Raw genomic sequence first — 22,542 nt, 5'->3', positions numbered from 1 at the left:
TCATTCGCTATGCTGTGAATGTTATGGCAAGCTCATGAACAGACGATAATCCCGCGGTTGAGCGATGGCGACTTCCGCCGCGTGTCCGGGAGTGCCGATGGCCGAAACTGACACCCTAGAATTCCTCATCCGAAAGTTGGAGCGGCACACGACCCTGCCCGAGGCGGATCGGCGGGCCATACTCGACCTGCCGGTCCATGCCCGCAGCGTCCCCCCCGCCACCTATCTGGTGCGCGAGGGCGAGCCGCCATCCAATTGCGTCATCCTGTCGTCCGGTTTCGCCTTTCGCCACAAGATCGTCGAGAGCGGCGCGCGCCAGATCGTGTCGCTCCATCTGCCGGGCGACGCGCTCGATTTTCAAAGCCTCTTCCTGCGCTATGCCGATCATAACGCGCAGACGCTGACCCGGGCCGATCTGGCGGTGGTGCCGATCGCGGCGATGCGCGAGCTGGTGTCCACACGACCGCTGGTGGCGCGCGCAGTGTTGATGGACCTGCTTATCGAGGCATCGATCCTGCGCGAATGGGTCGTCAATGTCGGTCGCCGCAACGCGCGGGCGCGGCTGGCGCATCTGCTGTGCGAATTCGCCTGCCGCATGGACATGATCGGCCTGAACGAGCCCGACGGCTATGCGCTGCCGATGACGCAGGAGCAGATCGGCGATGCGCTGGGCCTCACCTCGGTCCATGTTAACCGATCGATCAAGGCGCTGTCGCAGGAGGGGCTGATCACCCGCAAGGGCCGGCTGATCGGCTTCCCGCATATCGAGCAGTTGCGCGAAGTCGGCGATTTCAGCGAGCTATACCTGCACCTGCACGAAACCATCGCCTGATCCGCCCCCTTCCCCGCCGCCCCGCGCGCTTGCTAGGGGGCGGCGATGATCCAGCTCGACGAACAGCAAGCCGCCGCCCGTACCTGGTTCGAGTCGCTGCGCGACCGGATCTGTGCCGCCTTCGAAGCGATCGAGGCGGAGGCGGGATCGGACGCCCGCTTCGCCTACACGTCCTGGGACCGCATCGATCCGGACGGCACGCCCGGCGGCGGCGGGGTGCGCGGCGTGATGAAGGGCCGGGTGTTCGAGAAGGTCGGCGTCAACGTCTCCACGGTCGGCGGCCGGTTCGAGGGGGATTTCGCCCGCTCGATCCACGGCGCGGGCGAAGACCCCCGCTTCTTCGCCACCGGCATCAGCCTGGTCGCGCATATGGCCAATCCCCATGCCCCCGCCGTGCATATGAACACGCGCTTCCTGTGCACAACCAAGCGCTGGTTCGGCGGCGGCGCGGACCTGAACCCGCCGCTGCCCGTCGCGGAGGATACGGCGGCGTTCCACGACCGGCTACGCGCCGCCTGCGACGCGCATGATCCGGCCTATTATCCGCGCTTCAAGGCCTGGGCCGACGACTATTTCTACATCCCGCACCGCCAGGTGCATCGCGGCGTCGGCGGCATCTTCTACGATCATCTGGAAAGCGACTTCGACGCGGACTTCGCCTTCACGCGCGATGTCGGCCAGGCCTTTCTCGACATCTATCCGGCGATCGTGCGGCGGCGGATGGACACCCCCTTCACGCCGGAGGACGTGGCCGCCATGCACCTCTGGCGCGGTCGCTATGCCGAATTCAACCTGGTCTATGATCGCGGCACGCTGTTCGGGCTGAAGACCGGCGGCAATATCGATGCGATCCTGATGAGCCTGCCGCCGGTGGCGACATGGGCCTGACCCCGGTCGCGGACGACCAGCTGGCGACGATCGTCACCACGCTGGAAATGCGCCGCCGCCCGCCGCTGCGCCCGATGCCGCCCTCCCCCTTGCGGCTGGTGGCGTGGAGGCCGGCCGATCCGGCCCGCTATCGCCAGCTCTTCCGGCGGGTCGGCGCGCCGTGGCTGTGGTTCTCGCGGCTGACGATGGACGATGCGGCGCTGACCGCGATCATCCACGACCCGGCGGTGTCGGTCTATGCGGTCGCCGATCCGCGCGGGATCGAGGTCGGGATGCTCGAACTCGACCATCGCCGCGTCGGCGAATGCGAGCTGTCCTATGTCGGGCTGGTGCCCGAACTGGCCGGCAAGGGCCATGGTCGCTGGCTGATGGCGGAGGCGCTGACGCGCGCCTGGACGCCGGGCGTCACCCGCGCCTGGGTCCATACCTGCACGCTCGACCATCCGGCCGCGCTCGGCTTCTACCGGCGGGAGGGGTTCGTGCCAATCGGCCGGACGATCGAGACCTTTCCCGACCCCCGCCTCCTGGGCCTGCTCCCGCCGGAGACGGCGCCTCAGATCCCGATGCTGGCGCCATCCTTGTCGGCGACCGCCGCGACATAGAGCTGCGCGGTGAAGGCGGCGGCGACGACCGAGAAGATCGTCGTCACCACCGCCCCCGCCGCGCTGGCGATGAAGGTGACCAGGCCCGGCGCATCGCCACCCAGCACCAGCCGCGCGACCAGGCCGAACACCGACTGGACGGCGATCATCGGGACCAGCAGGACCAGGGCGAACAGCAGCATCAGGCCGATGATCCGCAACGTCATGCCCCGCGTCAGCCGCACCGAGCGCATGATCGCGCCGATCCCGCGCCGCTCGTTGACGATCACGGCGTTCAGCAGCAGCAGTCGCGCGCCGACGACCAGGCCCAGCACCATCAGCACCAGGATGTAGAGCGAAGCCGATCCGGCCGTGCTGGCCGATACGGTCTGCATGGCATTGGGCGAGGTGAAATTGACGCCCGCGCGCATCAGGATGAAGACCAGCGGCATGAACGCCAGGGTGAAGACCACGCCCAGCAGCAGCACGATCCCCACCGCCGGCATCAGCCGCTGCGTCGCCTGCCGCCCGGCATCGGCGCGGGTGGTGGCGGGGTCGCTGGCCACGGCGAGCATCGCGAGCTGACCCCAGATGCTGACCAGCAGCACCGCCAGCCCCAGCACGAGGCCGAGCAGGCCGGTGGTCGCCGCCACGTTCGCACCCGGCGTCGGGGTCAGGAAGGTGCTGACCGCATTGCCGACCAGCGACGGCACGAAGATCGCCCCCACCGCGATCGATCCCAGGATGGAGGATCGGCCTCGCAGCACCTCGACCGCGCGATCCCAGACATTGCCCATCCTGACCATCAGCGTCCTACCCCTGTCTATCCGCGTCGCCCGGGAGATAGCGGAGCGGACCGCCGCTCGCCAGTGGCTGTGCATGATGCATGGGGCGGCACGCGACGCTCGCCGCGGCGCGCGGCTTGCGCCCGCCCGCCGCACACGCCAGATGCGGGTCCATCATGATCTTTCCCGATCCCGAATGGCGCGTCTCGCCGGGCCTGACGCCCTATGACGCGGCGCTGGCCGAGATGGAGGCGCGCGCCGCCGCCGTCTCCACCGGTGCCGAGGGCGAGCTGGCCTGGCTGCTCGAACATCCCCCCGTCTACACCGCCGGGACCAGCGCCGATCCGCGCGAGCTGATCGACCCCCGCTTTCCGGTCGTCGCGACCGGGCGCGGCGGCAAATATACCTATCACGGGCCGGGCCAGCGGATCGGCTATCTGGTGCTCGACCTCAACCGGCGCGGCCGCGACGTCCGCTGCTACGTCCATGCGCTGGAGGACTGGGTGATCGCAGCGCTCGGCGACCTGGGGATCGAGGCGTTCCGGGCCGAGGGGCGGGTCGGCATCTGGACGATCGACCGGTCCGGCCGCGAGGCGAAGGTCGGCGCGATCGGCGTCCGGGTGAAGCGCTGGGTGACGATGCACGGCTTCTCCGTCAACGTCGCGCCCGACCTGTCCCACTTCGGGGGCATCGTGCCCTGTGGCCTGCCGACCTTCCCGGTCACCAGCCTGGAGGCGCTAGGGGCTTCTACGGACATGGAAACTTTTGACGCAGCCCTCGCGTTCAGGTTCCAGCGCTTCCTCGAAACTCTTTCCGGCGCCCGGGAAAACGAGTCTTGAGGGCAAGGGCCGATCAGATTAATGTCTACTGCGATTTGGGTGATAAAGGGCGACCAAGCCAACCAAATCCTCTATCTAGGGAGCTTCCAATGCGTGCACTCATCTCCAAGGTCCTGACCGGTTCGATGATCGCCGGCGCCGCTCTGGCCGTTTCGGCCTGCGGTCCGAAGACCGAGACCACGACCGACAACACGATGGTCACCGACATGAATTCGTCCGAGGGCATGGACACCATGACCGACAACATGACCGCCGTGGACGGTGGCATGAACGGCGGCATGATGGCCAACGACACCATGATGGCGAACGACACGATGATGTCGAACGACACCATGACCAACAACGCGATGTAATTTCCTTAAAAAGGAAATCACTGCGTGACGAAGGGCCGTCCGGGCGACCGGGCGGCCCTTTCGCATGTCCGGGCCTTGATGCCGGCCGATGGGCATGTCGGGCGATCGTTCCGGCTGCGACCGACGGTTGGTCGCATCCCCGATGCGGGCGACCACGGAAAACCGGTAAAATCGGTCGCAGTGCCGGGCGAAATGTTTTAAGTTTCCGTTCAGAGATATTGCCCGGGGAGGCTCTACGGTGAAGACGGTGTTGCGTGGTGCGTGCGCGTTGGGGGTAATGGTGGCCGGTCTGTCGGCGGCTCCCGCTTCGGCGCAGTTTTTCCTCAAGAACTATGATTATGCCGGCGCGCCGGTGCAGGGGGACGAGCCCGGCATCATGCAGACGCTGCCCGATGCCACCCCGACCGAGAAGACGGCGGCGCTGGTCTGGACGATGCGGTCGGCGCTGAACGTCGCGGCGCTGCAATGCCAGTTCGAACCGTCGCTGCTGACCGTCGGCAACTACAACGCCATCCTGACCGACCATCAGGAGGAGTTGAAGAACACCTGGACGACGCTGATGAAATATTTCGCGCGCACCGCGAAATCGGCCAAGGCCGGCGAGGCGGCGATCGACGCGTTCGGCACCCGCACCTATTCCAGCTTCGCGACGGTCTCGTCGCAATATGGCTTCTGCCGCACCGCCTCGTCGATCGGGCGGGAAGCCTTGTTCATGCCGCGCGGCAGCCTGGCGACGCTCGCCCAGACGCGGATGCGCGAACTCCGCAACAGCCTGGTGCCCTATGGCGAGCAGCGCTTCTCGCGGTATATCGGCTTCGACCGCGCCACCCTGCCCCGCCTGGACACGGTCTGCTGGGGCAAGAAGGGTGAGTGGCAGGTCAAGAAGTGCGGCTCGATCGGCTGGCCCCCCGCCGGCGCCGCCGTCGCCGCCGCGCAGTAAAACTCGGGACGGCCAGACCTCAGGCCGTCCACAGGGCGCTCCGGCCCAAACCGGAGCGCCCCATCGCGCAGACCCTGCCGCTTAGCGCAGCCCCAGCATCTTGTGCGTCTGGAGCGACAACCGCCATTTCGGCCGCGCCATCACCCAGTCGATGCACGCCGCCTGGTTCGCGTCGGCCTGCGGATCGTCGAGCGGCTGGAGGAGGTGATGGGCGAAGTCCCACGTCTCCAGCGCCACCGGGTCGATCCCCGCCTGCGGCCAGACCAGCTTGAGCTCGTCGCCCGATTGCTGGACCACCGCGCTGCCCGCCTTGGGGCTGATGCAGACCCAGTCGATGCCGGGATGCGCCGCCAGCGTGCCGTTGCTCTCGATCGCGATGCGGAAACCGCGTTCGTGCAGCGCCGCGACCAGCGAATCATCGACCTGGAGCATCGGCTCGCCGCCGGTCAGCACCACGAAGCGACGCTCGGCGGCGTCGCCCCAAAATCCCTCGACCGCCGCGACCAGCGCCGCCGCATCGGCGAACTTGCCGCCGCCCAGCCCATCGGTGCCGACGAAATCCGTGTCGCAGAAGCGGCAGATCGCGCTCGCCCGGTCCTGCTCGCGTCCCGTCCACAGGTTGCAGCCGGCAAAGCGCACGAACACCGCCCGCGCACCGGCATTCACCCCCTCGCCTTGCAGCGTGAGGAACATCTCCTTGACCGAATAGGTCATGGCTTTTGCGCGTAGCGGGTCGGATCGGCGATGCCGGCCTCTTCGAAACCGCGCGATCGCAGGCGGCAGCTGTCGCACAGCCCGCAATGCTGGTCGCCGACCGGATCGTAGCAGGACCAGCTCAGCCCCAGGTCGAGGCCCAGCCGCGTGCCCTCGCGCACGATGTCGGCCTTGGTCATGTCCTGGAGCGGCGCTTGGATGCGGAAGGGATGGCCCTCCACACCAGCCTTAGTCGCCAGTTCCGCCAACCCTTCGAACGCGCGGATGAACTCCGGCCGGCAGTCGGGATAGCCGGAATAATCGAGCGCGTTGACGCCGATATACAGGTCGCGCGCACCCGCCGCTTCCGCCCAGCCGAGCGCCAGCGACAGGAAGATGGTGTTGCGCGCCGGCACATAGGTGACGGGAATGCCGCCGCCATCCTCGGTCCCGAGCCCGTCCTTGGGCACGTCGATATCGGCGGTCAGCGCCGATCCGCCAAAGGCGGACAGGTCCATCGGCAGCACGATGTGCCGCACCGCGCCGAGCGACTGCGCGACACGCGCCGCCGCCGCCAGCTCGACCTTGTGCCGCTGGTTATAGTCGATCGACAGAGCGAGAATGGGGTGGCCGTCCTCGCGCGCACGCGCGGCGGACACCATCGAGTCGAGGCCGCCCGAAACAAGGACGACCGCAGGGGTTTTGGATGCCATGATGGTGCCGCCCGCTACGCCTTTCGCGTCCAAAAAGAAAGGGCCGCGATGAAAAACCGCGGCCCTGAAAGGCATGGCCGGAGCCATCAAGGGAGAAAAGCGTGTCGATCACCCGAACACGCACTCCTCCTAGACCCGAAACCCTCACTATAAGGTTAACGGACTGGTTCCAATTTCTCGGCATCGACCGGAAACTTGGTCGAGCAGAAGGCGCAGTCGACCGCGATGATGCCGTGTTCGTCGGCCATCTCGCGCCGTTCCTCGACGCCGAACTTGGCCAGGACGCCCAGGATATGCTCCGGCGTGCAGCGGCAGCCACGGGTCAGCATGGTGCCGGGCAGCACGCGCACCTCGCTCTCCTCGTTGAACAGCCGCCAGACCAGCGTCTCCAGCGGCAGCGTCGGATCGGCCAGCTCGTCCGCGCCGATGGTCTCACCCAGTGCCGCGACATGCTCCCATTCCGGATGGTCGAGCCGGACATGCAGCCGCTCGCGCCCCTCCTCGCCGTCCGGCAGATGCTGGAGCAGGATGCCGCCCGAGACCAGCGACCCGTCCGGCTGGCGGATCGCGCCGACCCGCAACAGCGTCGGGATCTGCTCCGACTGGACAAAATAGCGTTCCGCCGCGCTGGTCAGCGTGTCGCCGTCGAGCGGCACGATGCCCTGATAGCGCTCGCCGGTCGTCGCCAGGTCGAAGGTGATCGCCAGATACCCCTTGCCGAACAAGGCGAAGAGCGACGGATTCTCCGGCGCCTCGGCCAGCCGGTCGGCATCATATTCGATATAGCCGCGCAGCTCGCCGCCCCGATAGTCGCAGACCAGCAGCTGCACCACGCCCGACTCGGCGCGCGTCTGCATGGTCAGCTGGCCGGCCGAATCCTTCAGCGTCGAGCCCATCAGCGCGCACAGGGTCAGCGCCTCGGCGAGCAGGGCGGCGATGGCGGGCGGATAGGCATGGGCGGCCAGCACCCGGTCGAGCACCGGCCCCAGCCGGACGACGCGGCCGCGCGCGTGCCGCTCGGTGATGGTGAATCCCAGGGTCTGGTCGGTAATGGGGGCAGGCGTGATCGAATCGGTCATGGGCGTAGCTCCTCGCCCCGGCGGTCGGCCGGGGAGTGATGCCGCAGCTATAAGGCGGGAAAGCCGGCTATTTGGGAAGCGCCGGGGCGATTGGCAACTCGGCCCCTGCCCCGGTCAGGCGTCCAGCGCTTCCTCGTCCAGCCGGGCGGCATTTTCCTGGATGAAGGCGAAGCGGTGCGCGGGGTTGTTGCCCATCAGCCGGTCGACCAGATCCTTCACCCCGGCCCGGCCCTCATATTCCTGCGGCAGGGTGATGCGGATCATGCTGCGCGATTTCGGGTCCATCGTCGTCTCGCGCAGCTGTTGCGGGTTCATCTCGCCCAGCCCCTTGAACCGCGCGACCTCGACCTTCTTGCCGCGAAAGGCGGTGCGTTCCAGCTCGGCCCGGTGCGCGTCGTCGCGCGCGTAGAGCGACTTGGTGCCCGCCGTCAGCCGGTAGAGCGGCGGCTGGGCGAGATGGAGATGCCCGCGCCGCACCAGGTCCGGCATCTCCTGGAAGAAGAAGGTCATCAGCAGCGTCGCGATATGCGCGCCGTCGACATCGGCGTCGGTCATGATGACGACGCGCTCGTAGCGTAGCGCGTCGGGCCGGCAGTCCTTGCGCGTGCCGCAGCCCAGCGCCTGGATCAGGTCGGCGATCTCCTGGTTGGCCAGGATCTTGGCGCTGGTCGCGGAGGCCACGTTCAGGATCTTGCCACGGATCGGCAGGATCGCCTGGGTCTTGCGATCGCGTGCCTGCTTGGCCGAACCGCCGGCCGAATCGCCCTCGACGATGAACAATTCGGTGCCCGCGGGGTCGTCGGCCGAACAGTCGGTCAGCTTGCCCGGCAGGCGCAGCTTGCGCGAGGAGGTGGCGGTCTTGCGCTTGACCTCGCGCTCCGCCTTGCGCCGCAGCCGTTCGTCCAGCCGCTCCAGCACATAGCCGAGCAGCGCCTTGCCGCGCTCCATATTATGGCCGAGCCAATGGTCGAAATGGTCGCGCATCGCCCGCTCGACCAGCCCCGCCGCCTCCGGGCTGGTCAGCCGGTCCTTGGTCTGACTCTGGAATTGCGGCTCGCGGATGAAGACGGAGAGCATCAGCTCGCTGCCGACCATCACGTCGTCGGCGGTGATCTCCTTGGCCTTCTTGTTGTTCACCAGGTCGCCGAACGCGCGCAGCCCCCGGACCAGCGCCTGGCGCAGGCCCTGTTCGTGCGTGCCGCCATCGGGGGTCGGGATGGTGTTGCAATACCAGCTATAGCTGCCCTCGCTCCACAAGGGGAAGGCGACGGCCCATTCCACCCGGCCCTGGTCGCCGGGAAAGTCCTGCCGTCCCGCGAAGCAATCGGCGGTGGCGCATTCGCGGCCGCCCAGTTGCTCGCGCAGGTGATCGGCGAGGCCGCCGGGAAACTGGAACACCGCCTCGGCCGGGGTCGCATCGTCGCGACCGCCATCGGTCAGCAGGCTGGCGGCGCATTTCCAGCGGATCTCGACGCCCGCGAACAGATAGGCCTTGGACCGCACCAGCTTGTAGAGCCGCGCCGGCTTGAAGGCCTGGTCGGGCCCGAAAATCTCGACATCGGGCGTGAAGGCCACCGACGTGCCGCGCCGGTTGGGGGCCGCGCCGACCTGTTCCAGCGGCCCCAGCGTCGCGCCGCGCGCGAACCGCTGGCGATAAAGCTGGCGGTCGCGCGCCACCTCGACCACCGTGTCGCTCGACAGCGCGTTGACCACCGAGATGCCGACCCCGTGCAGGCCGCCGGAGGTCGCATAGGCCTTGCCGGTGAATTTGCCGCCCGAATGGAGCGTCGACAGGATCACCTCCAGCGCCGACTTGTCCGGGAATTTCGGATGCGGGTCGACCGGAATGCCCCGGCCATTGTCGACGATGGTCAGCCGGTTGCCGATATCGAGCAACACCTCGATCCGCGTCGCATGGCCGGCGACCGCCTCGTCCATCGCATTGTCGAGCACTTCGGCGGCAAGGTGATGCAGCGCCCGCTCGTCGGTACCGCCGATATACATGCCGGGCCGGCGGCGGACCGGCTCCAGCCCCTCCAGCACCTCGATCGACGAGGCGTCGTAGCTTTCGGGCTGGCCTCCCGGGGAGGCGAAAAGGTCTTGGGCCATTACCGTCCTCCCCTAGCGCAGGCCACGGGCAAAGGCCAGCACAAGCGTGAACGGATCGCGAACATGGACCATGCCTCCTGTGGCCGAATAGCCACAAATCGACCGGAAATTGCCAGTGAGCGGATACGGACGCGCCGCCCCTCCGTTTCTAGGCGCGTCTTTACCGGGAGTTAGATGATGCGTCACATGCTTACGGCCGCGCTGGCCGGCACGACCTTGCTTGCCTTCGCGGCCCCCGCCGCCGCGCAGGAGATGACCGAGGACCGGCCCTTTTCCGGCATCTACATCGGCGCGGCCGGCGGCTATGACGTGCAGCCCAACGATGTCGGCTCGGGCATCGCCTTCGACCGTAACCTGGATGGCCGGTTCGGCGACACGGTGCTGACCGGCACGGGTGCCAATGCCTTCGCGCCCGGCTTCTGCAACGGCGCGGCACGCACGCAATTGTCGCCCGCCAATGGCGGTTCGTGCCGCAACGACAAGGACGGCTGGGCCTATTATGGCCGGGTCGGCATGGACACGCAGCGCGGTAACATCGTGGTCGGCGTCGTCGGCGAGTTCGGCAAGACCGAGATCAGCGACAATGTCAGCGCCTTCTCGTCCACGCCCGCCAGCTATGTGATGTACCGCAACATCGACTGGGAAGCCTCGGTCCGCGCCCGCGCCGGCTATGCGGCCGGTACCACGCTGTTCTACGGCACCTTCGGCCCCGGCTATACGCGGATCGACCGCAGCTTCGCCTCGACCAACACGACCAACAGCTTCACCGGCTCGGGCAAGCGCAACCAGTTCGGCTTCCTGGGCGGCGGCGGCATCGAGCAGAAGATCACGCGCAACATCTCGGTCGGCATGGAATATATGTACCACCAGTATCAGGACGACGATTATCGCGTCCGTGCCGGCGGCCCGGCGGGTACGCCCTTCACCAATGCGGCGAATGGCGGCACCACCAACGGCACCGACTTCCGCCGGACCGACGACAAGTTCCGCTGGCACAGCATCCGGGCGACCGCGGCGCTGCGCTTCTGAGGCATAGGCACGCGGGTGGGGTCCGCCCCGCCCGCGCGCCTCGCCCAACGAAAGACCCCCGCCGGCCGATGGGCTGGCGGGGGTCTTTCGTTTCAGCTCTCCGCGATCAGCGGACGCGGGGGCCGCCAAAGGGCAGCGGCGGCGGCGGGCGGCGATCGCGACGCGGCATCTGCGCCTGATAGGCATGGCCGCAATGTTCGACGCAATAGGGGAAGCCGGGGTTCACCTTCTCGCCGCAAAAGTGGAAGTCGGGCTCGCCGGGATGGCCGAGCGGCCATTTGCAGATGCGGTCGTTCAGGTCGAGCAGGCTGGTCTTGCCTGCCATTTCGGGCGACGGCTTGGCCGGCACCAGCCGGCGCGGCGGCGCGGGCGTGGCGGGCGGCTGCTGCTCGCCGGGCGACTGGCGGACGAAGCCGCCGGGACCGACCGAGCGCAGCACCGGCTGCGGCGCGGCGATTCGCTCCGGCACGGGAGCGGGGGCGACATCGTCCTCGTCATCCTCGTCCTCCACCGCGACCGGCTCGGGCGCGGGTGCAGGGGCCGGAGGCGGCGCGGGCGGCGGCGGTGGCGGCGGAGCGGCGACGACCACCGGCTCGACCGGGGTCGGGGCCGGTTCGCTCACCGTGCTGTCATGCGACTTCACCGGCGACGGGCGGGCCTGGAGTCCGAGTCGGTGCGCCTTGCCGATCACCGCGTTGCGGCTGACGCCCCCCAGCGCATCGGCGATCTGGCTGGCCGTCTGGCCGCCTTCCCACATCGTCTTGAGCGTTTCGATCCGCTCGTCGGTCCAGGACATGCAGTTTCCTTATCTTGCGCCGTTGCGGGCGGCGGCGGCAGCGAGTACCCGAGCGGGTGATGAGCAGCCAACCCCCGATCGGTCAAATTCATTCCCGAATCAGGAACGCCCCCGGCGTGCCCGTAATCCGGAACATCAACTGGGGCGGCCTTCGTACGCTCTATATCAAGGAGGTGCGCCGTTTCTTCAAGGTGCAGCTCCAGACCATCTGGGCGCCGGCGATCACGACGCTGCTGTTCCTGATCGTCTTCACCGTCGCGACGGGCGCCAAGCGCCCGGTGCTGGTCGGCGGCGAAACGGTGACCTTCGCCGATTTCATCGCCCCCGGCCTGATCATCAGCCAGGGGATGATGGGCCCCGCCTTCGCCAATGCCAGCTTCTCGCTCCTGGTGGGCAAGATCCAGGGCACGATCGTCGATTACCTGCAACCGCCCCTGTCGACGATGGAGCTGCTGACCGCGTTGGTCGGCGGCGCGGTGACGCGCGCGGCGATCGTCGGCTTCGTCGTATGGCTGGCGATGGTCGCCTATCCCGGCGTCCATGTCACGCCGCACGCCCCGCTCGCGATCCTGTGGTTCGGGCTGCTCGGCACGCTGTTCCTGTCGTTCCTGGGCGTGCTGACCTCGATCTGGGCAGAGAAGTTCGACCATGCCGCCGCGGTCACCAATTTCGTGGTGACGCCGCTCGCGCTGCTGTCGGGCACCTTCTATTCGGTCGACCGGCTGGCCCCCGCCTTCCGCGCATTCAGCCATGCCAACCCGTTCTTCTACATCATCTCCGGCTTCCGCTACGGCTTTCTCGGCGTCGCCGATTCGCCGATCGCGCTCGGCTCGCTGGTGGTGCTGGGCATCGACGTGGTGCTCGGCCTTGCCTGCTACCTGCTGCTCAAGCGCGGCTGGCGGTTGAAGAACTGATCGGATCGCGGCACCCCCCTCGTTCCCCGGCGAAGGCGGGGGCCCAGTCGGGTAGGTCGCTGTACGGAAGCGTGAACCTCTCCAGTACCTGCTCCCCAACTGGACCCCGGCCTTCGCCGGGGAACAGGAAGGGGGCACCCTCATCCCGATTCGGTTGCGTCCCCCCTCCTGCTTCCCTATTGACACGGCTCAGGCGACCGCTTGGGTCGCCTTTTGTCGTTTGGAAGGATTTCCGCCATGTCGATGCCAGCGCTTATGCCCGTCTATCCCCGGTGCGGGGTGCGACCGGTGCGAGGCGAGGGCGTGTACCTCTATGGCGAGGACGGCACGCGCTATCTCGATTTCGCGGCGGGCATCGCGGTCAACGCGCTGGGTCACGGCCACCCCAAGCTGACCCAGGCGATCGCCGACCAGGCGGCGACGCTGATGCACGTCTCCAATCTCTACGGATCGCCGCAGGGCGAGCATCTGGCGCAGCGTCTGGTCGATTCGACCTTCGCCGATACGGTGTTCTTCACCAATTCGGGCGCGGAGGCGGTGGAGTGCGCGATCAAGACCGCACGCCGCTATCACTTCGCCAACGGCCATCCTGAGCGGCACAAGCTCATCACCTTCCGCAACGCCTTTCACGGCCGCACGCTGGGGGCGATCTCGGCGACCGACCAGCCCAAGATGCGCGACGGGTTCGAGCCGCTGCTGCCCGGTTTCGCCTATACCGCGTTCAACGACCTGGACGCGGCGCTGGCGCTGATCGACGACGAGACCGCCGGTTTCCTGGTCGAGCCGATCCAGGGCGAAGGCGGCCTCGCCACCGCGACGCCGGAATTCCTGCAGGGCCTGCGCAAGGCGTGCGACCAGCATGGCCTGATGCTGGTGCTGGACGAGGTGCAGGCGGGCTATGGCCGTACCGGCAAGTTCTTCGCGCATGAGCATTACGGCATCACGCCCGACATCATGGCGGTGGCCAAGGGCATTGGCGGCGGCTTCCCGCTCGGCGCCTGCCTGGCGACGGCCGAGGCGGCGAAGGGCATGGTGTTCGGCACCCACGGCTCCACCTATGGCGGCAATCCGCTGGCGATGGCGGCGGGCGAGGCGGTGCTCGACGTGATGCTCGAGGACGGTTTCCTCGACCATGTCGCCGCGATGGGCGAGCGGCTGCGCAGCCGGCTGGAGCAGATGATCCCCAATCACGATCATCTCTTCACCGAGGTGCGCGGCAAGGGGCTGATGCTCGGCCTGAAGCTCAAGACCGACAGCCGCCGCTTCGTCGGCTTCCTGCGCGACGAGCATCAGTTGCTGACCGTCTCGGCGGGCGAGAATGTCGTGCGCGTGCTGCCGCCGCTCATCATCGACGAAAGCCATATCGAGGAATTCACGCAGAAGCTGTCGGATGCCGCGCGGGTCTATGTGCCCGCAGCCGACGACTGACATCATCCCCTCTCCCGACGTGGAGAGGGGCCAGCGGCGCATGGCGCGGGCGAGCGATCCGTCCCGGACACACCGCCATGCCGCCGCGACATTGGGGGACTGACATCATGCGCCATTTCCTGAACCTGGCCGATGCCGGCGCATCGGGCGTCGCCGCGATCCTGGCCGATGCGATCGACCGCAAGGCGGCGCGGGCCGGCTGGCCCAAGGGCCGCGCCGATGCGGATGCGCCGCTCGCCGGCCATGTGCTCGCCTGCGTGTTCGAGAAGAACTCGACCCGCACCCGCGTCAGCTTCGACATGGCGATCCGCCAGCTCGGCGGCAGCTCGATCGTGCTGGATGCCGGCACGATGCAGCTCGGCCGGGGCGAGAGCATCGCCGACACCGCCCGCGTCCTGTCCGGCTATGTCGACGCGATCATGATCCGCACCGACGACCATGCCAAGGTCGAGGAGATGGCGCATCACGCCACCGTGCCGGTCATCAACGGCCTGACCGACGCCTCGCATCCCTGCCAGATCATGGCCGACCTGCTGACCATCATCGAAAGCGGCAAGGCGCTGCCCGGCCTGAAGGTCGCGTGGCTGGGCGACGGCAACAACGTGCTGTCCTCGATCGTCGAGGCTGCGGGGCTGATGCAGTTCGACGTCGTCGCCGCCTGCCCGCCCGGCTATGCGCCCGAGGAAGAGGCGATCATCGCCGCCTCCGGCCGCGCCCGCGTCGTGCACGACCCGCGCGAGGCGGTGGCCGATGCGGACATCGTCGTCACCGACACCTGGATCTCGATGGGCCAGGCCCATGCGGAGCAGAAGCTGCACGCGCTCGGCCCCTATCAGGTCGATGCCAGCTTCATGGCGCTGGCCAAGCCCGACGCCAGGTTCCTCCACTGCCTGCCCGCGCATCGCGGCGAGGAAGTGACCGCCGACGTGATCGACGGGCCGCAGTCGCTGATCTGGCCGGAGGCGGAGAATCGCCTCCATGCGCAGAAGTCGATCCTGCGCTGGTGCTTCGGGCAGATCGACTGACAGGTGCGGCGGCCTTGGCCAGGCCGCCGTGGCGGATAGGGACGATGCGACGTCGTCCCTATCCGGACCGCCCTACCCGCCCAGCGCCTCGACCAGCAGCCTGACCTTCTTCTGCCGCCATTGCGGCAGCGGCGCGACCAGCCAATAGCCGAGGCGCGACGCGTGCGGCTCGCCGAGCGCGACGACGCGGCCGCTCGCCAGATCGGCCGCCGCCAGGATCTCCGGCACCGTCGCGCGTCCCAGCCCCGCCGCCGCCGCGTCGATCGCCAGGCCGGCATCGTCGACCCGCACCAGCACGCCCGCCTCTTCCGGCGCGCCGGGCCAAGCGATCGCCGCGTCATGCCCGCCGCCGGGCGCGGCGACCGTCACCATGCCCTCGGACTCGATCGCCTCGCCCTCATGCTCGCCCGGCCCCTCGCCCCAGCGGATCGCGAGGTCGAGATTGGCCTGGGTGAAGTCCACCTCGCCATCCGCCGCGATCAACACGAAGCGCAGGTCCGAATCCGCCGTCGCGATCCGGGCGAGGCGCGGCATCAGCCATTTCTCGGTCAGGTCGCGCGGCGCGGCGATGGTCAGCGACTTGGACGACTGGCCCGCCTGCATCGCCCGCACCGCCTCCTCGAACTGGAGGAAGCCATCGCGCAAGGGGGCGAGACCCGCTTCCGCCTCGGGCGTCAGTTCCAGGCCGCGCGTGGTGCGGCGGAACAGGACGACGCCCAAAGTATCCTCCAGCGCGCGGATCTGCTGCCCGACCGCGGCGGGCGTCACCGCCAGCTCGTCGGCCGCGCGGGTGAAGGACAGGTGCCGCGCCGCCGCGTCGAGCACGCGCAGGCCCGTTGAGCGGCAGATGCGTTCGCTTCATGCCCCGCCTCCTATTGAGTCACGGCCGGCGCATGGAGCGCGAAGCGGGGAATGGCGATGTCGAAGGTCGTGCCGCTGTCGTCGACCATGCGATAGCTGCCCTGCATCGCGCCGCTGGAGGTGGCGAGCGGACAGCCGGACACATAGTCGAAACTGGCGCCCGGCTCGATCAGCGGCTGCTCGCCGACCACGCCCTCGCCCTCCACCGTATGACGCGCACCGCGCCCATCGGTGATGATCCAGTGGCGTGACAGGAGTTGCACGGTGCGGTCGCCGGCATTCTCCAGCCGGATATGATAGGCCCAGAACCAGCGTCCCCGCGTCGGTTCCGACTGTTCGGGCAGGTAGCTGACCGAAACGCGGACCGTCACGCCGCGCGTCGTCTCCGCATGCGGGAACAGCGCCTTCATAGGCCCACGGCCCGCAACGCCCGGTCGAGATCCTCGATCAGGTCGTCGGCATCCTCCAGCCCGACGTTCAGCCGGATCATGCCTTCGGAAATGCCCATCTCCAGCCGCTTCTCCTCGGCAACGCTGCTATGGGTGGTGGAGGCGGGATGCGTCATCAGCGACCGCGAGTCGCCGATATTGTTGGAGATGTCGATCAGCTCCAGCGCGTCGAGCAGGCCGTGCGCCTGGCTGCGACCGCCATCCAGCTCGAAGGCGAAGATCGGCCCGGCCGCCGACATCTGGCGCATCGCCAGATCATGCTGCGGATGGCTGGGCAGGCCGGGATGCAGCACGCGCGGCACCCGCCCTTCCAGGAAGGCGCCGACCTTGAGCGAATTCTCCGACTGGCGGCGGATGCGCAGGTCGAGCGTCTCCAGCCCCTTCAGCACCACCCAGGCGTTGAACGGCGACAGCGTCGGCCCGGTGTTGCGCGTGAAGGGCAGCAGCGTGTTGTCGATGAAATCCTGCGTCCCGCACACCGCGCCGGCCAATACCCGGCCCTGCCCGTCCATCATCTTGGTGGCGGAATAGGCGGTCACGTCCGCGCCGAAGTCCATCGGCCGCTGGAGCGCGGGAGTGGCGAAGGCATTGTCGACCACCGTCGTGATCCCCCGCTCGCGGGCGATGGCGCAGATCGCCGACAGGTCGGCGATGTCCATCGTCGGATTGGCCGGGGTCTCGAAGAAGAAGACCTTGGTCTCCGGCTTCACCGCGTCCAGGAACGCCTGCGGATCGCGCGCATCGACCACGGTGGTGCCGATGCCGAACTTGGGCAGCAGCGTGTCGGTCAGCCAGCGGCACGAACCGAAGGCGGCGCGGCCGCCGACCAGATGGTCGCCCGCCTGCAACTGGCTGAGCAGCACCGCCGTCATCGCCGCCATGCCCGACGCCATGGTGCGGCACGCCTCCGCCCCTTCGAGCAGCGCGATCCGCTCCTCCAGCATCTGCACGGTGGGGTTCTGGAGGCGGGAATAGGTCATCCCGTCCTGTTCACCGGCGAAGCGCGCGGCGGCGTCGCCGGCGCAGTCATAGGCATAGCCCGAGGTGAGGAACAACGCCTCCGACGTCTCGCCATATTCCGAACGGGCGGTGCCCCCCCGAATCGCCTGGGTGGCGGGGCGCCATTGGGTGGTGATCGAACGGTCCTGGCCAGTCTTGCGCTTCATGTGCCCGCTTTGCCGTCTTGCTCCCGCGCCCGCAAGCAGGGACAAGCAGGATCGTGCCACAGTTCCTCCGCCGCCCGCTGCCGCTCGCCCTGCTGATCGCCGGGCTGGCGGAACTGCTGTTCGCCTGGCGGGTGACGATCCCGTCCAAGCCTTATTTCGACGAAGTCCATTATGTGCCCGCCGCGCGGACGCTGCTGGCCCTGGCGCACCCGGCGAATATCGAGCACCCGCTGCTCGCCAAGGAACTGATCGCGCTCGGCATCTGGCTGTTCGGCGACGATCCCCTGGGCTGGCGGATGCTGTCGACGCTGGCCGGCTCGGCGGTGGTGGCGGGGGTGTTCGCGCTGGTCTGGCTCGGTACGCGGCGGCTGCGCCCCGCCCTGGTCGCGTCGGTACTGACCCTCGTCAACTTCACCGTCTTCGTGCAGGCGCGGATCGCGATGCTGGACGGGTTCATGGCCGCCTTCGTCATCCTCGGCGCGGCAAGCCTGTTATGGTCGATGCACGGCGCGCCGGGGCAGGTCCGCCGCCGCTGGGGCCTGGGCGCGGTGCTGCTGGGGCTGGCGACCGCCTGCAAATGGACCGCCGCCCCCTATGTCACCTTCGCCGCCCTCGCCTATCTGCTGCTGCGGCGCGGGCGTCCGGACCGCTGGCCGGGACTGGGTCCGGTCATGGCGCTGGCGCTGCTCGGCGGGGTGAGCGTCGCCACCTATTTCCTGACCTTCGCCCCCGCCTTCTTCTACGCGCAGGAGCCACTGACGCTGGCAACGCTGCTGCCGTTCCAATGGACCATGTTCCAGCAACAGACCCAGGTGCTGCCCGCACACACCTATCAATCGGCCTGGTACACATGGCAGTTCGACTGGCGGCCGATCTGGTATCTCTACGAACCGGTCGACGGGGCGCAGCGCGGCGTGCTGCTGCTCGGCAACCCGGCGGTGATGTGGGGCGGGCTGGTCGCGGTGCTGGCCTGTGCGGGTGCATGGCTGCGCACCCGCGCGATCCGGCCGGGCGCGGCGGCGGGCCTATGGATCGCCAGCATCGCCATCTGGCCTCTGATCCCCAAGTCGCTGGGCTTCTTCTATTATTACTATCTCCCCAGCATCTGGCTGGCGGTGGTGCTGGCCGTCGCGCTCGACCATTGGCGCGCCCGGCTGCGCTATTGGGACGAGGTGGTGGTGATGCTGGCGGTCGGGCTGTTCCTGCATTTCTACCCGATCCTGTCCGCCGCCCCGCTCGCCGGACCGGGCGCGTTCGCGCGCTGGATTTGGCTGGACAGCTGGGCCTGATCGTCGATCCCCGCCGCCTCGATTAAATGATACCTTGTATCATTACCTGATCCACGACAGAGCGGCCCGATGTCGCTCGCCCTGTCCACCGCCGCCTCCACCCCCATGCTGTTCGGAATGGCGGCGGTCTGCGCCACCGGGCTGGGCGGCTGGCTGGCATTGCGGCTGCAACAGCGGATCGTCCTGATCCTGGGCCTGACGGCCGGCGTGGTGCTGGGCGTGGCGGTGTTCGACCTGATCCCGGAAGCGGTCGATCTGGCGGACGGGCAATGGGCGCTGCGCCCGCTGATCGGCTTCGTCGCGGTGGGCCTGGGCCTGTACATGCTGCTCGACCGCGCCCTGCACCATGCGGCCTGGGTGCCGCGCGCCTGGCGCACGCATCTCGGCCCCGCGACGCTGACGCTCCACAGTCTGATGGACGGCATGGGCATCGGCCTGGCCTTTCAGGTCAGCAGCGATGCGGGCTGGCTGGTGGCGCTGGCCGTGCTGACCCATGATCTGGCGGACGGCGTCAACACGGTCAGCCTGTGCCTGGCGGCCCGGTCGGAGCGGGCGGCGCGGTTCTGGCTGTTCGTCAACGCGGCCGCACCGATGGCGGGCGTGGTGCTGGGCCTCGGCGTCCGGATTCCACCGGTCGCGCTGGCCCCGGTGCTGGCGGGTTTTGCCGGCATCTTCCTCTATGTCGGGGCCTGCGAACTGGTGCCGCGCAGCTATGCGCTCGATCCCCGCCTGCGCACCACGGTCGCCAGCCTGTTCGGCATGGCGCTCATGTTCGCGGTGACCAGCATCGCGCATTGACGCCGGATCAGTAGCGTCCCCAGACGAACCGCCGCGACAGCGCGTAATTCCACACCGCGCCGACCAGCACGCCGGCCAGCGCCGACACCGCCCAGGTGTCGGTCTTCGCATCGTGCAGGAAGGCGGCGACGCCGACATTGGCGAAGGCTCCGATCCCGCACACCAGGCAGAAGGACAGCCATCCCCGGAACAGCGCCGGCCCCCCGCGAAGCCGCCGGTCGCGATAGGTCAGGGCGTTGTTGAGGAAGAAATTGCCCGTCATCGCCGCCGCCGTCGCGGCGATCTGCGCCGTCAGGAAGCCGGTGCCGAGACCCAGATGGAGCAGGATCAGCACCGCCATGTGCATCACCACGCCAACCGCGCCGATCGCGGCGAACATGGCGAAGCGGACCGGCACGATCCGCCCGAACCGGCGGTCGTAGAGCGCAATCAGGAACTCCATCGCCACGACATGGTCGAGCTTGCTCTCCCCCTCGGTGCGCAGGCGGAAGACGTAGGGAAGCTCGGCGAAGCGCAAGGGTGCGGGCGCCGCGGTCAGGATGTCGAGCAGAATCTTGAAGCCGATCGCGCGCAGCCGGGGCGCCAGCGCCCGCGCGATACCGGTGCGGATCATGAAGAAGCCGCTCATCGGATCGCGCAGGTCGACGCGCAGCACCGCCCGCGACAGCCGCGTCGCGAAGGCCGACTTGGCCACCCGGTCGCGGTCCCAATCGCCCGTGCCGCCGCCGGGCACGAAGCGCGAGCCGACCACCAGGTCGAGATCAGGCTCCGCCGCCAGCCGGTCGGCCATCAGGGGCAACAGCGCCTCGTCATGCTGCAGGTCGCCGTCCATCACCGCGACCAGGGGCGCGGCCGTGGCGCACATTCCCTCGATGCACGCGCTCGACAGGCCGCGCCGACCGATGCGCTGGATCACCCGGACGCGGGGGTCGTGCCGCGCCAGTGCGCGGGCGGCCTCCGCCGTGCCGTCGGCGCTGTCGTCGTCGACGAACACCACCTCCCAGCACCGGCCCGCCAGCACCGCGTCCAGCCGCGCGACGAGGGTCGCGACATTGCCTCGCTCGTTGAAGGTCGGGACGACGACCGCCAGTTCGAGCGACCGCTCCATTACAGCGCGGCGAGCACCGCGTCGGTCATGCCCTGCGTGGACAATGTCCCGCCCAGATCGGCGGTGCGCGCGCCCCCCGCGATCGCGACCGCCACCGCCGCCTCGATCCGGTCGGCGGGATCGGGCCGGCGCAGCGAATGGCGCAGCATCATCGCCGCCGACAGGATCGCGGCGCACGGATTGGCCTTGCCCTGGCCCGCGATATCGGGCGCGGAGCCGTGGATCGGCTCGTACAGTCCCTTGCCCGCGTCATCCAGGGCGGAGGAGGGCAGCATCCCGATCGACCCGGCGCACATCGACGCCTGGTCCGACAGGATGTCGCCGAACAGATTGCCGGTGACGATCACGTCGAACTGGCCGGGATCGCGCACTAGCTGCATCGCGGCATTGTCGACATACATGTGCGACAGCGCGACATCGGGATAGTCGCGCGCCACCTCGACCACCACGTCGCGCCACAGCTGCGAGGTCTCCAGCACGTTCGCCTTGTCGACCGAGCAGAGCCGGCTGCGGCGGGTGCGTGCGGTGTCGAAGCCGACCCGGGCGATTCGCGCCACCTCCGCCTCGTCATAGCGCATCAGGTCGCGGCCCTCGCGCAGGCCGGCCGGGGTCCTGCCCTGGCTCTTCTCGCCGAAATAGACGTCGCCGTTCAGCTCTCGCACGATCACCAGGTCGATCCGGCGCGCGATCTCGGGCTTGAGCGCCGAGGCGTCCTCCAGCCCGGCGAACAGCTTGGCGGGGCGCAGATTGGCGAACAGCGCCAGTTCCTTGCGCAGGCCCAGGATCGCCTGTTCGGGGCGCAACGCGCGCTCCAACGAGTCGAACTCGGGATCGCCGACCGCGCCGAACAGGATCGCGTCGGCCCGCGCCGCCAGCGCCAGCGTCTCGGCCGGCAGCGGATGGCCCGCCGCCCGATATGCCGCGCCGCCCACCGGGGCCTCCTCGAACCGCAGGTCGAGGTCCAGCGACTCAAGCACCTGGCGCGCGGCCTGGGTGACTTCGGGACCGATGCCGTCGCCGGCGAGCACTGCGATCAGGGACATGACTACCTCCGCCGCCGCCCTTGCCGGGCGGCGCGACGTCACGCAACCGCCCTCTTCACCGCGTCGATCAGCCGATCGCGCGCGGGCAGCGGTTCGGCCCGGCGCTCGGTCAGCAGGTCGCGGGCCAGGAAATGGCCAGTAAGCGCGAATCCCTGCGTGATCGCGGCCCCATCCGGCTGCCCGCCAGCCAGGAGAAATTCCGGCAATCGCAGCAACTTGCCCTCATATCCCACCGCCGCACCGCGCGACACCGCGCCGCCGCTGCGCGGACTGACATAGGCCAGATCCTCCGCCAGGCCGGTCACCACGCAGCGCTCCAGATCCAGGCCGAATCCCAGTTCGGCGAGCAGCAGCAATTCGAACCGCACCACCGCCCCGGCCCAGCCGCGCGCCGACGGGGCCGATTCGATAGCGGTCAGCACGCCGTCCAGCCCGTCATAGAGATAGGGATAGGGCTGCGCCTCGGGCAGCGCGGTCGCGGTCAGCGCCGTCACCCAGGCGATGGCGGCGGCGGCGAGCGGTTCGGCATGGAGCGCGGCGCGGCTGTGCAGCATCTCCACGGTCAGCGCCGGCAGTTGCTCCACCGTCCGTGCCCGCCACTCGCCGCGCAGCATGTTGCCCGGCTGGAGCACCGGGCGCAGCATCCGCGACCGCCCGCCCCGCACATAGCCGGGCTGCACCCCGTCGCCACGGGTCAGCGCTCGTGCGACCGCGCCATGCTCGCCATGCTGACGGGTCGCGAGCAGGATGGCGTCGGCGATCAGGTGCATCCCAGCGATATAGGCGCCCTGCCCCGTCCCCGCGAGTGGTCGGGCGGGACCGGC

Annotated in this window: 23 protein-coding genes and 1 pseudogene; 12 read left to right on the top strand and 12 right to left on the bottom strand. The window is 68.7% G+C overall.

Going from position 1 to position 22,542, the window contains the following annotated elements:
• Nucleotides 1–97 precede the first annotated feature (97 nt).
• Genes QE452_RS01075 through QE452_RS01065 form a run of 3 tightly spaced genes read left to right on the top strand, consistent with a single transcriptional unit; the run spans nucleotide 98 to nucleotide 2,322 of the window.
• Complete coding sequence (locus tag QE452_RS01075) at nucleotides 98–832, top strand: Crp/Fnr family transcriptional regulator (RefSeq protein WP_309658309.1); 735 nt, start codon at nucleotides 98–100, stop codon at nucleotides 830–832.
• A 45-nt stretch (nucleotides 833–877) separates the two neighbouring features.
• Nucleotides 878–1,720, top strand: a complete 843-nt coding sequence (hemF, locus tag QE452_RS01070) for an oxygen-dependent coproporphyrinogen oxidase (RefSeq protein ID WP_309658308.1) — start codon at nucleotides 878–880, stop codon at nucleotides 1,718–1,720.
• Nucleotides 1,711–2,322 carry a GNAT family N-acetyltransferase gene (locus tag QE452_RS01065; protein ID WP_309658307.1) on the top strand — a complete coding sequence of 204 codons (612 nt, stop codon included), beginning with the start codon at nucleotides 1,711–1,713 and terminating at the stop codon, nucleotides 2,320–2,322. Before hemF ends, QE452_RS01065 begins: the two co-directional genes overlap by 10 nt.
• Here the strand turns inward: QE452_RS01065 and QE452_RS01060 are convergent.
• Entirely contained in the window at nucleotides 2,274–3,107 is an 834-nt protein-coding gene (locus QE452_RS01060; protein WP_309658306.1) for a hypothetical protein, read from the bottom strand. The genes QE452_RS01065 and QE452_RS01060 overlap by 49 nt on opposite strands.
• A 155-nt stretch (nucleotides 3,108–3,262) precedes the next feature.
• Here QE452_RS01060 and lipB point away from each other — a divergent pair, with 155 nt between their 5' ends.
• The 3 genes from lipB (at nucleotide 3,263) to QE452_RS01045 (ending at nucleotide 5,218) form a co-directional block, all read left to right on the top strand.
• Nucleotides 3,263–3,925 carry a lipoyl(octanoyl) transferase LipB gene (gene lipB, locus QE452_RS01055; protein WP_309658305.1) on the top strand — a complete coding sequence of 221 codons (663 nt, stop codon included), beginning with the start codon at nucleotides 3,263–3,265 and terminating at the stop codon, nucleotides 3,923–3,925.
• A gap of 89 nt (nucleotides 3,926–4,014) precedes the next feature.
• Entirely contained in the window at nucleotides 4,015–4,278 is a 264-nt protein-coding gene (locus QE452_RS01050; protein ID WP_125994941.1) for a hypothetical protein, read from the top strand.
• A gap of 238 nt (nucleotides 4,279–4,516) precedes the next feature.
• The gene (locus QE452_RS01045; RefSeq protein ID WP_309658304.1) at nucleotides 4,517–5,218 is read left to right on the top strand and encodes a hypothetical protein; all 702 of its coding nucleotides are present in this window, start codon (nucleotides 4,517–4,519) and stop codon (nucleotides 5,216–5,218) included.
• Nucleotides 5,219–5,299: 81 nt separating this feature from the next.
• Here QE452_RS01045 and queE read toward each other — a convergent pair whose 3' ends face one another.
• The 4 genes from queE to parE form a co-directional block, all read right to left on the bottom strand.
• The gene (gene queE, locus QE452_RS01040; RefSeq protein WP_309658303.1) at nucleotides 5,300–5,932 is read right to left on the bottom strand and encodes a 7-carboxy-7-deazaguanine synthase; all 633 of its coding nucleotides are present in this window, start codon (nucleotides 5,930–5,932) and stop codon (nucleotides 5,300–5,302) included.
• Nucleotides 5,929–6,624, bottom strand: a complete 696-nt coding sequence (queC, locus tag QE452_RS01035; RefSeq protein ID WP_125994943.1) for a 7-cyano-7-deazaguanine synthase QueC — start codon at nucleotides 6,622–6,624, stop codon at nucleotides 5,929–5,931. The genes queE and queC overlap by 4 nt, the downstream gene beginning before the upstream one ends.
• Before the next feature lie 155 nt (nucleotides 6,625–6,779).
• Nucleotides 6,780–7,703, bottom strand: coding sequence for an Hsp33 family molecular chaperone HslO (locus tag QE452_RS01030; protein ID WP_309658302.1), 924 nt, complete (start codon nucleotides 7,701–7,703; stop codon nucleotides 6,780–6,782).
• 114 nt (nucleotides 7,704–7,817) lie between these two features.
• Nucleotides 7,818–9,812, bottom strand: a complete 1,995-nt coding sequence (gene parE, locus QE452_RS01025) for a DNA topoisomerase IV subunit B (RefSeq protein WP_309658301.1) — start codon at nucleotides 9,810–9,812, stop codon at nucleotides 7,818–7,820.
• Nucleotides 9,813–9,989: 177 nt separating this feature from the next.
• Here parE and QE452_RS01020 point away from each other — a divergent pair, with 177 nt between their 5' ends.
• On the top strand, nucleotides 9,990–10,841 hold the full coding sequence (locus QE452_RS01020) for an outer membrane beta-barrel protein (protein ID WP_309658300.1): 852 nt from the start codon (nucleotides 9,990–9,992) through the stop codon (nucleotides 10,839–10,841).
• Between the two features lie 106 nt (nucleotides 10,842–10,947).
• Here the strand turns inward: QE452_RS01020 and QE452_RS01015 are convergent, their stop codons facing one another.
• Nucleotides 10,948–11,637 (bottom strand): GcrA family cell cycle regulator, encoded by a 690-nt coding sequence (locus QE452_RS01015; protein ID WP_309658299.1) that lies wholly within the window; start codon nucleotides 11,635–11,637, stop codon nucleotides 10,948–10,950.
• 59 nt (nucleotides 11,638–11,696) lie between these two features.
• Between QE452_RS01015 and QE452_RS01010 the strand changes: the two genes are divergently transcribed.
• From QE452_RS01010 to argF, 3 genes are all read left to right on the top strand, one after another.
• Nucleotides 11,697–12,551, top strand: a complete 855-nt coding sequence (locus tag QE452_RS01010) for an ABC transporter permease (RefSeq protein ID WP_309729474.1) — start codon at nucleotides 11,697–11,699, stop codon at nucleotides 12,549–12,551.
• 237 nt (nucleotides 12,552–12,788) lie between these two features.
• Nucleotides 12,789–13,979 carry an aspartate aminotransferase family protein gene (locus tag QE452_RS01005; RefSeq protein ID WP_309658297.1) on the top strand — a complete coding sequence of 397 codons (1,191 nt, stop codon included), beginning with the start codon at nucleotides 12,789–12,791 and terminating at the stop codon, nucleotides 13,977–13,979.
• Between the two features lie 107 nt (nucleotides 13,980–14,086).
• Entirely contained in the window at nucleotides 14,087–15,004 is a 918-nt protein-coding gene (gene argF / locus QE452_RS01000; RefSeq protein ID WP_125994950.1) for an ornithine carbamoyltransferase, read from the top strand.
• A gap of 72 nt (nucleotides 15,005–15,076) precedes the next feature.
• Here argF and QE452_RS00995 read toward each other — a convergent pair.
• The 3 genes and pseudogenes from QE452_RS00995 to QE452_RS00985 form a co-directional block, all read right to left on the bottom strand.
• Nucleotides 15,077–15,866 (bottom strand): annotated as a pseudogene (locus QE452_RS00995) (LysR family transcriptional regulator).
• A 10-nt stretch (nucleotides 15,867–15,876) separates the two neighbouring features.
• Entirely contained in the window at nucleotides 15,877–16,275 is a 399-nt protein-coding gene (apaG, locus tag QE452_RS00990; RefSeq protein WP_125994952.1) for a Co2+/Mg2+ efflux protein ApaG, read from the bottom strand.
• On the bottom strand, nucleotides 16,272–17,480 hold the full coding sequence (locus QE452_RS00985; protein WP_309658295.1) for an aminotransferase class I/II-fold pyridoxal phosphate-dependent enzyme: 1,209 nt from the start codon (nucleotides 17,478–17,480) through the stop codon (nucleotides 16,272–16,274). The genes apaG and QE452_RS00985 overlap by 4 nt, the downstream gene beginning before the upstream one ends.
• 53 nt (nucleotides 17,481–17,533) lie before the next feature.
• Here QE452_RS00985 and QE452_RS00980 point away from each other — a divergent pair, with 53 nt between their 5' ends.
• Complete coding sequence (locus QE452_RS00980; protein WP_309658294.1) at nucleotides 17,534–18,769, top strand: phospholipid carrier-dependent glycosyltransferase; 1,236 nt, start codon at nucleotides 17,534–17,536, stop codon at nucleotides 18,767–18,769.
• A gap of 69 nt (nucleotides 18,770–18,838) precedes the next feature.
• On the top strand, nucleotides 18,839–19,567 hold the full coding sequence (locus QE452_RS00975) for a ZIP family metal transporter (RefSeq protein WP_309658293.1): 729 nt from the start codon (nucleotides 18,839–18,841) through the stop codon (nucleotides 19,565–19,567).
• Between the two features lie 7 nt (nucleotides 19,568–19,574).
• On the opposite strand, the gene QE452_RS00970 is transcribed toward QE452_RS00975, so the two are convergent.
• From QE452_RS00970 to recO, 3 genes are read right to left on the bottom strand one after another with little or no spacing between them, the layout of a single operon-like run.
• Nucleotides 19,575–20,675, bottom strand: a complete 1,101-nt coding sequence (locus tag QE452_RS00970) for a glycosyltransferase family 2 protein (RefSeq protein ID WP_309658292.1) — start codon at nucleotides 20,673–20,675, stop codon at nucleotides 19,575–19,577.
• Nucleotides 20,675–21,718 carry a 3-isopropylmalate dehydrogenase gene (leuB, locus tag QE452_RS00965; RefSeq protein ID WP_309658291.1) on the bottom strand — a complete coding sequence of 348 codons (1,044 nt, stop codon included), beginning with the start codon at nucleotides 21,716–21,718 and terminating at the stop codon, nucleotides 20,675–20,677. The genes QE452_RS00970 and leuB overlap by 1 nt, the downstream gene beginning before the upstream one ends.
• Before the next feature lie 38 nt (nucleotides 21,719–21,756).
• A complete protein-coding gene (recO, locus tag QE452_RS00960; RefSeq protein ID WP_309658290.1) occupies nucleotides 21,757–22,488 on the bottom strand; it encodes a DNA repair protein RecO in 732 nt (243 codons plus the stop codon).
• Nucleotides 22,489–22,542 lie beyond the last annotated feature (54 nt).

The sequence above is a fragment of the Sphingomonas sp. SORGH_AS_0438 genome (genome assembly GCF_031453475.1).
Classification (GTDB): domain Bacteria; phylum Pseudomonadota; class Alphaproteobacteria; order Sphingomonadales; family Sphingomonadaceae; genus Sphingomonas.
Note: the sequence above shows the minus strand (reverse complement) of the source record. Positions and strands in the feature narration are given on the sequence as shown.

Bases quoted from the DNA above. Each gene is read 5' to 3' on its own strand.
- QE452_RS01075 (WP_309658309.1), top strand. From the start codon at position 98: ATGGCCGAAACTGACACCCTAGAATTCCTCATCCGAAAGTTGGAGCGG.
- hemF (WP_309658308.1), top strand. From the start codon at position 878: ATGATCCAGCTCGACGAACAGCAAGCCGCCGCCCGTACCTGGTTCGAG.
- QE452_RS01065 (WP_309658307.1), top strand. From the start codon at position 1,711: ATGGGCCTGACCCCGGTCGCGGACGACCAGCTGGCGACGATCGTCACC.
- QE452_RS01060 (WP_309658306.1), bottom strand. From the start codon at position 3,107: ATGGTCAGGATGGGCAATGTCTGGGATCGCGCGGTCGAGGTGCTGCGA.
- lipB (WP_309658305.1), top strand. From the start codon at position 3,263: ATGATCTTTCCCGATCCCGAATGGCGCGTCTCGCCGGGCCTGACGCCC.
- QE452_RS01050 (WP_125994941.1), top strand. From the start codon at position 4,015: ATGCGTGCACTCATCTCCAAGGTCCTGACCGGTTCGATGATCGCCGGC.
- queE (WP_309658303.1), bottom strand. From the start codon at position 5,932: ATGACCTATTCGGTCAAGGAGATGTTCCTCACGCTGCAAGGCGAGGGG.
- queC (WP_125994943.1), bottom strand. From the start codon at position 6,624: ATGGCATCCAAAACCCCTGCGGTCGTCCTTGTTTCGGGCGGCCTCGAC.
- QE452_RS01030 (WP_309658302.1), bottom strand. From the start codon at position 7,703: ATGACCGATTCGATCACGCCTGCCCCCATTACCGACCAGACCCTGGGA.
- parE (WP_309658301.1), bottom strand. From the start codon at position 9,812: ATGGCCCAAGACCTTTTCGCCTCCCCGGGAGGCCAGCCCGAAAGCTAC.
- QE452_RS01020 (WP_309658300.1), top strand. From the start codon at position 9,990: ATGCGTCACATGCTTACGGCCGCGCTGGCCGGCACGACCTTGCTTGCC.
- QE452_RS01015 (WP_309658299.1), bottom strand. From the start codon at position 11,637: ATGTCCTGGACCGACGAGCGGATCGAAACGCTCAAGACGATGTGGGAA.
- QE452_RS01010 (WP_309729474.1), top strand. From the start codon at position 11,697: ATGAGCAGCCAACCCCCGATCGGTCAAATTCATTCCCGAATCAGGAAC.
- QE452_RS01005 (WP_309658297.1), top strand. From the start codon at position 12,789: ATGTCGATGCCAGCGCTTATGCCCGTCTATCCCCGGTGCGGGGTGCGA.
- argF (WP_125994950.1), top strand. From the start codon at position 14,087: ATGCGCCATTTCCTGAACCTGGCCGATGCCGGCGCATCGGGCGTCGCC.
- apaG (WP_125994952.1), bottom strand. From the start codon at position 16,275: ATGAAGGCGCTGTTCCCGCATGCGGAGACGACGCGCGGCGTGACGGTC.
- QE452_RS00985 (WP_309658295.1), bottom strand. From the start codon at position 17,480: ATGAAGCGCAAGACTGGCCAGGACCGTTCGATCACCACCCAATGGCGC.
- QE452_RS00975 (WP_309658293.1), top strand. From the start codon at position 18,839: ATGTCGCTCGCCCTGTCCACCGCCGCCTCCACCCCCATGCTGTTCGGA.
- QE452_RS00970 (WP_309658292.1), bottom strand. From the start codon at position 20,675: ATGGAGCGGTCGCTCGAACTGGCGGTCGTCGTCCCGACCTTCAACGAG.
- leuB (WP_309658291.1), bottom strand. From the start codon at position 21,718: ATGTCCCTGATCGCAGTGCTCGCCGGCGACGGCATCGGTCCCGAAGTC.
- recO (WP_309658290.1), bottom strand. From the start codon at position 22,488: ATGCACCTGATCGCCGACGCCATCCTGCTCGCGACCCGTCAGCATGGC.